This window comes from Chryseotalea sp. (assembly GCF_057350905.1).
On record NZ_JBMRCF010000008.1, the window covers coordinates 431755 to 441408 of the forward strand.

13 protein-coding genes are annotated in these 9654 nt (G+C 36.9%); 1 reads left to right on the forward strand and 12 read right to left on the reverse strand.

Annotation, left to right across the window (positions count from 1 at the left end):
- Positions 1-67 precede the first annotated feature (67 nt).
- The 8 genes from ACO1XM_RS10385 to ACO1XM_RS10420 form a co-directional block, all read right to left on the reverse strand.
- A complete protein-coding gene (locus ACO1XM_RS10385) occupies positions 68-1207 on the reverse strand; it encodes a hypothetical protein (protein WP_486228588.1) in 1140 nt (379 codons plus the stop codon).
- Positions 1204-1647 (reverse strand): hypothetical protein, encoded by a 444-nt coding sequence (locus ACO1XM_RS10390; protein ID WP_486228590.1) that lies wholly within the window; start codon positions 1645-1647, stop codon positions 1204-1206. The genes ACO1XM_RS10385 and ACO1XM_RS10390 overlap by 4 nt, the downstream gene beginning before the upstream one ends.
- 7 nt (positions 1648-1654) lie before the next feature.
- Complete coding sequence (locus tag ACO1XM_RS10395; protein WP_486228592.1) at positions 1655-4036, reverse strand: argonaute/piwi family protein; 2382 nt, start codon at positions 4034-4036, stop codon at positions 1655-1657.
- Entirely contained in the window at positions 3990-5003 is a 1014-nt protein-coding gene (locus tag ACO1XM_RS10400) for a PD-(D/E)XK nuclease family protein (RefSeq protein WP_486228594.1), read from the reverse strand. Before ACO1XM_RS10400 ends, ACO1XM_RS10395 begins: the two co-directional genes overlap by 47 nt.
- A gap of 11 nt (positions 5004-5014) precedes the next feature.
- On the reverse strand, positions 5015-5623 hold the full coding sequence (locus ACO1XM_RS10405; protein WP_486228596.1) for a hypothetical protein: 609 nt from the start codon (positions 5621-5623) through the stop codon (positions 5015-5017).
- Complete coding sequence (locus ACO1XM_RS10410) at positions 5610-6248, reverse strand: RNA polymerase sigma factor (RefSeq protein WP_486228598.1); 639 nt, start codon at positions 6246-6248, stop codon at positions 5610-5612. The genes ACO1XM_RS10405 and ACO1XM_RS10410 overlap by 14 nt, the downstream gene beginning before the upstream one ends.
- Positions 6249-6310: 62 nt before the next feature.
- Positions 6311-6808 (reverse strand): mismatch-specific DNA-glycosylase, encoded by a 498-nt coding sequence (locus tag ACO1XM_RS10415; protein ID WP_486228600.1) that lies wholly within the window; start codon positions 6806-6808, stop codon positions 6311-6313.
- 6 nt (positions 6809-6814) lie between these two features.
- A complete protein-coding gene (locus tag ACO1XM_RS10420) occupies positions 6815-7042 on the reverse strand; it encodes a helix-turn-helix domain-containing protein (protein ID WP_486228602.1) in 228 nt (75 codons plus the stop codon).
- Positions 7043-7159: 117 nt separating this feature from the next.
- Between ACO1XM_RS10420 and ACO1XM_RS10425 the strand changes: the two genes are divergently transcribed.
- The gene (locus ACO1XM_RS10425) at positions 7160-7426 is read left to right on the forward strand and encodes a hypothetical protein (RefSeq protein WP_486228604.1); all 267 of its coding nucleotides are present in this window, start codon (positions 7160-7162) and stop codon (positions 7424-7426) included.
- 117 nt (positions 7427-7543) lie between these two features.
- Here ACO1XM_RS10425 and ACO1XM_RS10430 read toward each other — a convergent pair whose 3' ends face one another.
- The 4 genes from ACO1XM_RS10430 to ACO1XM_RS10445 all read right to left on the reverse strand — a co-directional run bounded on the left by ACO1XM_RS10430 (position 7544) and on the right by ACO1XM_RS10445 (position 9653).
- Complete coding sequence (locus ACO1XM_RS10430) at positions 7544-7792, reverse strand: helix-turn-helix domain-containing protein (RefSeq protein WP_486228606.1); 249 nt, start codon at positions 7790-7792, stop codon at positions 7544-7546.
- 301 nt (positions 7793-8093) lie between these two features.
- The gene (locus ACO1XM_RS10435; RefSeq protein ID WP_486228608.1) at positions 8094-8225 is read right to left on the reverse strand and encodes a hypothetical protein; all 132 of its coding nucleotides are present in this window, start codon (positions 8223-8225) and stop codon (positions 8094-8096) included.
- A 142-nt stretch (positions 8226-8367) separates the two neighbouring features.
- The gene (locus tag ACO1XM_RS10440) at positions 8368-8730 is read right to left on the reverse strand and encodes a hypothetical protein (RefSeq protein WP_486228610.1); all 363 of its coding nucleotides are present in this window, start codon (positions 8728-8730) and stop codon (positions 8368-8370) included.
- Positions 8731-8750: 20 nt separating this feature from the next.
- A complete protein-coding gene (locus ACO1XM_RS10445; protein WP_486228612.1) occupies positions 8751-9653 on the reverse strand; it encodes an extracellular catalytic domain type 1 short-chain-length polyhydroxyalkanoate depolymerase in 903 nt (300 codons plus the stop codon).
- Position 9654: the final 1 nt, after the last annotated feature.

The following is a 9654-nucleotide window of genomic DNA, read 5'->3' on the forward strand; positions in this document are numbered from 1 at the left end:
TTCTGGGTCACTCCACCATGCTTTGCGAAATCAACGTATGACATTTTCTAATTACGATTCACAGATTCTAAATCTTTGGAAGTCCAAAATTAGACCTCAGTTGATTTATGGAATCTATTTCAAAGGTGAAGTATTGAGCAGGATTGGTCTGCGCGTTGTTCCACGCATTATTTAATAGGCAAGAAATTGAATTAATTCCTTTATGAAGAAGTTCGGGGTGAGATGCTAAATCCGCATTCTGATAGAACGTAAAGAATTCATCAACTATGTGTTGTAATAGTTTCTGCGGATATAACAAGGCATAGTCTGTCGGCTTAAAAACCTCAGTATCTTTCAAGAAGACTTTCCAGGCAACTTCTACACGATTTTTGTCTTCAGTTAACCCCAATTTTTCAAGCATTAAAATTATTATCCTCATTCTAGCTTCATCTGCTGGATGGGATTGCGAGTATTCAAAAATCTTTGTTGAACCGTGTCCTGTGGATAGTAGCTTTAAATTTGTCCACGCATAAGATGCTCCAGTCATATAGGTTCCAACCAAATCGCAGCTAAATTCCTCCAACCAAGATGCTTGCCACAAGTATTTCGCGAGTTCTAATGTTTCTTGAAAATGGATGGCTGTTCCGTCATCAATCACTCTAACTATTTCTTTTGCAAAGTGCTTGTCTATGACAGAAGCTGAAACTTCACAGCTTTTTCCTCCAAACATTGAATGAAGAAGATGGCCAATCTCATGATACATATCGGGTAGGTTCAACAAGCTATGCTCTTCACCTGAAGGCAATGCAATAATTTCGAAGTAAGGTACTGCCCAATAATAATAGTCATGATTACTAATTGTTGAAACAATTGGCGGTAATGCACTTATTCGATGCTCTGAATAAATTTGAGAAATAACCTGATAGAAAAAAATCTCCGGTCCCTTATAGTTCTTTATTGCTAGATAACGATAAGAATGAATTGCCTTAAATTCTCTATGAACTCTATTGAATCTAAAAAGATTATTTCCTGAAAAAATATCTAATTCCAAAACACCAGTATCTAAGGCACTTTGCAACTCGTTACGAATAAGTGTGAATTGGTTTAGTGTATCATCAATAAATCTATCCTTGATATCTTGATGATGTTCCATGCTCTTGATGTCGCTAGCAACGACATCAATCCGATGCAAAAGGTCTGCATACAATGCCTTTATAAAATTATTCATCCTCTGCTGGTTCGTAATTTTCTAAAAAGAACCGCTGCTTCATTGTCAAGTATTGAAATGAATTTATCAATGTTTATTAGATCCTTTTCAGTTAAATCTTTATTTGATTTAAGTTTTACTAAAGTGTTGCTGATGTCGCTCTTGAAGATAACATTCTTTAAAATTTGATTTTGAAACATGGCATTGTCCATCAATTCGTACAACTCGTTCTTTGTGTCCTGCTCTTTGTAGAAGCTATCCAAAAGAGAAAGAATAGCTAAGAGCAATGAGTTAGCCTTCGCTACTTCATCTTCCGTAACAGCAAGTTGGGGATGTTTCTCGTTGTTCGCTTTGATGGTTGAAACCTTTCTCCGCTTCAGTGTAATGACTGAGTTATTCAAATCATTTGTGAGATTTGATACAGAATTGTACTTTTTATACAATAAACTAAAGTCGCTCATTTCTTTTTCAGTTTAATACTGGTTCTAAAGCTTTGATCTCCTTCTCTTGCGTAAATGCAAAATCATATTCGTGAGCTACATCTCTAATCAAAGTGTCAATTAGCTTCAGAGGCAAGGGCAATGAGGTTGGCCTGTCAGGTGATGAAAAGGTAATCTGAGTTAAACGGAAAATATCTTCGAGAGCCTTTTCGAAGTCAATATTACCGGAAGTGAACGACACATGAATTGGTTTTGATGATCCAGGAACAGTGTATGGCGTGCCTGTATTGAAAATAAAAGCATCCTTCTTATTCATCATGAAATAGGTGCCGCAATCCGGATTTGCCAGAGATCGGTAATTTCCGTTAAATCCCGCAGCTCTGACTGGCACAGCGGTAGACTTTGCTACGTCAATGACACCAGTTTGAACGGTATCCTTATCCAATAACTTAGCGTCAGAAAGTCTCTGCATCGCATCACATAGTGCTTTTTCTTCTTCTCCGTAGCTTACCCCGTCACGAAGAATTACAATACTTTTTGGGTTGTGTTCCTCCACCGACAAATGCCTGGATAGAACAGCATAAATCTTATCAGCAATAACTTTGTAATTTATTTTTTCATTGCGGAATGTACCAGTGCCTTTAGAAACCTTATCAACTTCAAATACTATCTTTTCACCGTTTCCGAAAAAGAAACAAAATCCGGCATAAAATTCATGAGCGTCAATTCCTATGTACAAATCATGATTGAGATTTTGTGCTAATGCAAAAGCCCACTTCTTATTGATAATAAGATGTTCAAACAAAGTATTTGTTTGATACGAAATAAAGTTTCGCATTAATCCATCCGGAACAGCGTAGGAAAGAGGATACCTTTCATTTACACCTAATTTTAAATATCGTTTTAAGCTCGTGGCGCTGACACATTTGATTTTAATGGTATCAAATAACTCCTTCTTTATAATCTTGTGGAGCGATCTTATGAATGTGCCCTCATCACCGGAACTTTCAGGGAGCACAAAAATAGCGCTACCACCTGCCAAGCGGTTTTGCTCAATATATTTTTTTAAATCAGAAAAGACTTTGTGAGCAAATGGCGCATTCTTGGTTGAGTATTCATGGATAATAAAGCCCGGAAAGTGTGGAGCAATATTTTTCATCCCTTTGTCAAAATAATACTTTAGTGTTTTACCAAAGGGAAGAGATACATTATCTGGAATGAATAAGTATTGGTTTGTAAATGGTGTTTCTGACAATATTCCATTCCTAAAAACAAATTCTCGCCTGCGCTTTGGAAATGTATCTATTGGTTTGCCATACTTAACCGTGCCTTCATAGGGATTAAGCACCGCTCCTCTACCATATTTTAATGCCGGAAGGCCAAACACCTTGCAATCCTTTTTATATGGTTTAGTGTCAATTTTTATTTCAACGCCATTGAATTTGAGATGTTGAAAATAGTTCGAAATGCAAAGTTCCGCTTTGTAAAACCTTTTGTTGGGATCGTTGATTGAATTTCTGTGTAAATCGTCTTCTGCAAAACGAATTCGCTTCGCTAAGCAAGCAGCACTAGCAAAAGTACTTGCTGCATTTGATGCATAAGAATAAAATAGGGTTTCTGAGTTTTTATTTAGTGGCGCTTTAAATTTCGCGTTAGCATATTTACCATCATTGGCTATATAATCATAGACCGATATATTCTTTTGATTAATGGTCATCATGTGTTCTGAAATAGAACCGCCAATTGATTTTCCTTTAACAGTGTACCAATCGTCACCATTTAAATACAGGAAATTTTTATTAGATACTAAATCATTGTGTCTTTCCTTAGGTATTATTTTCAAAAGCTCAGATAGCGTTTTCTTATCAGCATATCGGTATGCTAAGTCAAGACAGATAAATACGTTGTCTTTATCTGCTGCAACAATCTTAAACTTGAAACCTTGATAAATATCGGTTTCAATTTCATTGGAAAGAGGTAGAGGCGTTTTCTTTAAAAAGGTATTTATTCCGGCATCCCAAAGATTTCTATTCTTGTTCAGTTGCCAGTTGATAGCACTATCTAAAAACTTTAAAGCCAAGTCAAGATTCTGATCATCTATAGTTTTGGCGTTCAACTGAAATACGCCTTCTAACGGTGTCAATATGACATTCATAGGACTACCAGTAATAGTCTCTTGCTTTAATATGGCATCGCCCTTCACGGCAACATATCTTTTGTTTTCGTGGTAAGCTGTAGCGACAACTCCTTTTGTGGAATATGCAAGGTGATTAAGGGCATTATAAAATGCCTTGTTCAACAATTTTGTATCATTGCCTACTCCTTCAATTTTAACATCGACTAAGCGATATTGAAAGTTAAACTCAGACCAGTTGCTGACGCGAAACCAATTTATAATATTCGTTTTCATCGTATTTGAAATTGTTTTTAATTAAGTGAATGCACAACGGCTTGAACTTACAGAACATGCACGTTTCCCTTTTATCCGTTGTGATGTAATCTTCAATATTTAGTTCATCCCATTTTTTACTTCCTGAAAGCTGCTCTTGTTCATCTTTAAATTGATAGACATAATCCAATGCCCCGGCTGCGCTTTCTTTTGTAAATGGATGTTGTCTTTTATTGCCATTCATTAAATTAATTTCAAACAATGAAAAGTCTTCCAATTTGGGCGGTGCCCATTGTTTTTCAAGATTACTTTTCTTGATGTTGTGAAACGCAACTATTCCGGCAAGGTATAATTGCTTTGAGTAATCGCTGGTGTTGCTATCTGACACTTTCCAATCAATTACATGAATTGCCTTGTTCTTATGCCTCACCAAGTCAATTTGAGGGTTTAACTTTACTCCTTCGAATTCATAGCTCCAATACTTAATGTCGGTTTGTAAATAGTTTGACGACACTAGATACTCATGCAATGTTTTTCCTTCCTCTGGACTTGGGTATTGTGGTATTTGTAAGATTATTTCCTTGATTGTAGAATATACGCTGAGTACATCTTCCTCTTCATAAGGAACTCCACATTCATGAACATCTAATATCTGAAATGCGTCTCCAGCTTTCGTTTTGGTAACCGATTTATCTCTATAAAGATGTTGCTCCGAAAAGGCAAATTGCGTTTTTGCTATTGCTACAAGTTCATCTGCTAGGGCTTGGAAATTGATATTTTTTTTATCCTTGTACAGGGGAATTATTTTTTTACTGAAAAAATTATCAATCAAAGTGCCTTGCCACATTCTTAGGTTTTTTGATTGAGCCAACTCAAACGCCTTCCTTCTAATAGGATGAGTGAAATGGAAATCAGATAACTCATAGGCGAAGTAGAATTTCCTATGACATTGTCTGAGGGCTGATAATTTTGATATGCTCCAATCCATTTTACTGTCCTTTAGATTTCTTTGTATAATTCCGATAGACGTTTAGTGTATTTGTCCAAAGCTTCTTTGTTCTGATATAAATAACTCTCATCAGATTTCAATCTTACCATATCAAAGGCCCCAGTGTTGTTAGACATCCCTTTTCGGAAAGATGGTTGTGCCTTCGTAGGAATTGTCAAAAACATCTTACTCTCTGCACTCAATCTTTCAAAAGTGGCGTCAATGGCTAACTGTGCCTTTTCTAACGAAACATTTAAAAGTTTCAATAACTTCACAAGAGACTTCACCGGCACACTGTTAGTAAAGACCATATCAGATTTTATGTCCTCTAAAAGCGAAGTTGTTAAGCCAGTATTGGCTTGTAATTCGCTAATATTTGTATCACTGCTTGCCAATGCATTTTGAATTAACGAACCCAAGGTATCTTTCGATAAAGATTCAGTTAAAGATGAAATCAAAGTGTTTACTCTATCTTGAGAGAGTGCTGAGCTGAATTGCTTTGCAAAGACGATCTCCGCTTCTTTGTCTGAGGTATTTGAAACAAAGTTTTCCTGACCTTCTTTTGTGATGTATGCCATCAGCAAATTCTCGAATGGTTTTGTTTCCTTATTTTGTTTCATTGTATGTGTCGTTTAGTAATTCCAATGTTTTCTTTTGCAATTTGGCCTTTGCCCGGATGAACTTTACTTTTAGCTGATTATTTTCAATATTCAGCATTGCTGCAATTTCATCGTAGCTGTAGTTAATCATTCTTAACAAAAGCAACTCTCTTTCTACCTCGCTTAGTTGTTGTAATGCTTTCTGCATTGCTAAGAAAAGCTTGTTGTTTTTCGAAGAACTATCGTAGGGGTTGATAGATGAAATTTGTTCGATTACAGGCTTGAAAATATCAAGCTGGAAATCCATATCCTCTAGCTCCCTTACTTCGTTTTCCCAATCACTCAAGTCAACAGTTTGAAATTCTTGTTCTTTACTTTTTTTACTTCTCAGTAATTGAAGGATATTGTTCTTATGGATTTTGAAAAGCCAATTGGCAAAATGATTTTCTGAACTAAAATCATATCGCGTAATTACCTTGCCTACCGTTTCTATTGTTTTATAGAGAACATCATACCCTTCATCTTCATTAATATGAAAATGGGTTACCGAAAAACCGAAAAGCTTTTGTCCATACCCCTCAAAAAGGGTTTTGAGCCCCTCATTGGTACTAGTCTGAAATCCTGATATTACTTTTTGATAGTTCACTTGTTCGTTTTACTTGATACTATATATGCTTTGAGGTTACATTAATAATAAACTACAGATAATCAGCACTTTAACATTCCCCTTAATTCCAGCCAATAGGCCTCGTCCCAATATCTTCTGGCATTTCCTGAAGTAGATGTAAGGACAAAAACCTTGGAATTACCTATTTGTGTTTTCTGCAGTCCATAGTCGATTAAACTTGTTACGCCTCGAAATCCAAGAGCAAAAGATGCTGCTTTTTTACTTGTGAAGGCGATGAATTTTGGGTTATACTTTTCCATTTTAGATATGAAGCCCTCAACTTCGTAGCTTTCGTCATCAATTTGATTGTCGTTACCTGATTGTGTATGAACAAGATCAGTTAGACCGATCTTGTATTTATTGATTTCATAACACTCACTAGGCAATAATCTTTTCGGAGTAAAACCGGCTTTATTTAAAATTGTATAGAACTTGTTATTAGGGCCAGCATAGTAGTATCCAAGTTGTGTGGATGCTTTACCTTTTGCTGTACCGCAAAAGACCACATCCAAATTTTCTATTAAGACATCCTTGAGCATGTGGTATCATTTCCCCTTCTTAAGCTTTAATTCTCCACATACATACTCCAACAATTCAGTTGGCTTTATGTCAAGAGCCAATGCAATTAGGTAAAGTTCATCAGCAAGTAAACGAGTACTTTGATCATTAGAAAGCCTGGTTAGTCTATTCTTACCAATGCCAGTTTTTCGGGTTATCCCTGACTTGTTTATCGACTTCTTCTCAAAGTATTCTCCGAGCTTAGTTAGTCCCATATATCTACTTTAGGTATATAAATATATGTTATTGGTAAAAAAAGTAATAAAACTGGTAAAAGTAATTGGCATATTTACCTACTTATGGTAAATTAGTATCTAAAACTGGTAAAAATCATGATCGAAGAAGTTAAAAATTCAAGCTTCCGCATAGTGATTCCGATCTCAGACATGGAAGAATTAGCCAAATACCAAAATGGACTTATGGGTGTATTAAGCAAAGTCGAGGTTGGTAATTGTAATCCTCAGCTGAAGGAAAACCTTAAGTATGTTTATGAACTCTTATCGCATCTTATACCAGATAAAAAAACTTTTATTCAACAAAGACAATTCTTGACCAAGACAAGACAGGGGAAACTAAAAAAGGTGATACTTCAATCATAACAGGCGCAGAAGCATTTCAGGTTCAGTCTTATACCGCTTAACGACTTAATATGTTAATGGTATCAGCATCATCGTTGCTGACAATCTGTTCGATTCTTACCATGGCTCCCGTGCGGATCACAAACGAAGGTTGTTTATTACATCCTCAAAAAAATGGTAGGGAGTAATTTTATAAACCTCACAGAGCGCTACTAGTAAATCAAGGGGTAGGTCATAGTCGCCCTGTTCAATGCGCATGAGCAACACGGGCGTAATTTTAAGCGCTTTGGCAACGGCTTCAGGTTCTTTCTTTTGCTCTTCCCGTAAGGACTGCAGTTTATTCCCCACAGCCTTTAGAAATTGTTTGCTTTCCAATTCGGGTCTCATAACGGTTGGCATTTTAGTTTTTTTATAATGGGGTAAAACAAATCAATGCCAGCGTCATTCGTTACCCCTATTAAGTAGGATCTAATAAGTAGCTTTTTATTTGAAATTCTGTCTTGAAAAAAGATTTAAGAGATAATCATATTTTTTATCAAGGCAATCGATACAAGGCCTATGAAATTTTTCAGCGAAGGCTTTAACTGATTTTAACCTGATAATTAAAAAAGTCTAAGGAGATCTCCTTAGACTTTAAATCACTTACAAAATAATATAAGCTGCCTGTAAACAGGCTTGGTATTAAATCTTACACTCCTTTATTCTCTTCCTGCAAAACCCAGGTTCTTGCATAGGCACGCAAAATCATCATGGCGTTGTTTTTACGGTTATTCCTTATAGCACTCAAAAAGGCGGCCTGTATACTCTTATGCTTATTCATACTCCTGAATTTTCAATACTTACGAGTATTGCTCCGGCTTTGGATTTAAGAGACAAGCATATTTTCAGCTTATCTGGCTTATGATGCGAGCCACGCTGTTAAAAAGGGTTTTTTAAGGAAATTTACTTCAACAGGGTATTGATCAATTTCCTTTTTTCTTCCTTGCCTCCCGCATGGCTTCCCTGTTCTCTTCTTTTTGTTCTTTAAAGAGCAGATACTGTTCCTTGCTTAATATTTTTTTCAGTGCATTATCTCTTTCGTCATCCGCTGCTTTAAACTTTTGATATTTCGCGAGTTTGCCTTCATTGCTCACACGTAGTGCTGCCATTGTTTCGGTAAAGCTTTCATTGACTGGCAAAACTTCTTTGGCCTGCTCATCAGTCAGGCTTAAGTTCGTCTTCATCTTATCGGTCATTTTCTGTGCCTGTGTTTTGCTGTCTTGAGAAAATGCCATGTTGCCTAAAGTAAGCAGTGCAACAAAAAGTACGGTTCCTGTTTTTTTCATAAAAGTGGATAGTATAATAATTATGGCAATTGAAACTCTTTAAAGAAATCCCATATCATGTCCGTTGCTTGGAAGGCCTGCGATGGGTTATCGGCCCTGTACCTTGATTTTACAGCACCCGGCCAGGCATGCCCTCCATCGTTTGTAACATAACTTTTAATCACCTGGTCGCAGGAGGTCCACTCGTAAAGTGTATAAAGTTCTTTCCTGGTTACCGAAGGCAATGGATCGTTGCAGTGGTTGAGGGAAGTCCAGGTGTTCAGGGTAGAATCAACGCTGTTAAATTTATAATCGAAAATACCGTTGCCTCCTGCGTAAGGTACTTTTTCATCGTTTACTGAATGTATGTGCAGGATGGGGAGCGAACGTGAAGGACTACATGATTGTGTCATTAAGGTACCACTAACAGTCGCTATTGCTGTAATCTTTTCAGGAATCTCGCAGGCGAGCCGATAAGCCATCATGGCGCCATTCGACATCCCTGTAACATATACTCTTTTCTTATTGATCGTATATTTTGAAGCAAGATGATCGATGAGGGTTGAAATGAATTTGACATCATCAACATTAGTTTCGCTGGCATAGTGGCAGCAATTACCAGCATTCCAGGTTCTTAACTTCAGTGGTCTGTCGCTGGGCACACCGTCAGGATAGACTACAATAAAATTTTCTGAGAGCGATTTTTCTGTCCAACCATAATCGCGTTCGCATTGTGCAGCACTTCCTCCACCGCCATGCAGTGCGATTAATAAGGCTTTTGGTGCATCATTAGGTTTTACTGGCAGCTTAATCAAATAGGTTCTATTCCGGTTGTCAACAATAATGTTACTCGATACCAAGCCAGGTTGAGCTCCTGTTTCTACTGCACAGCCGACAATAATAAAACAGACATACAGTAAACTGAACGATAAGTAGATTTTCATA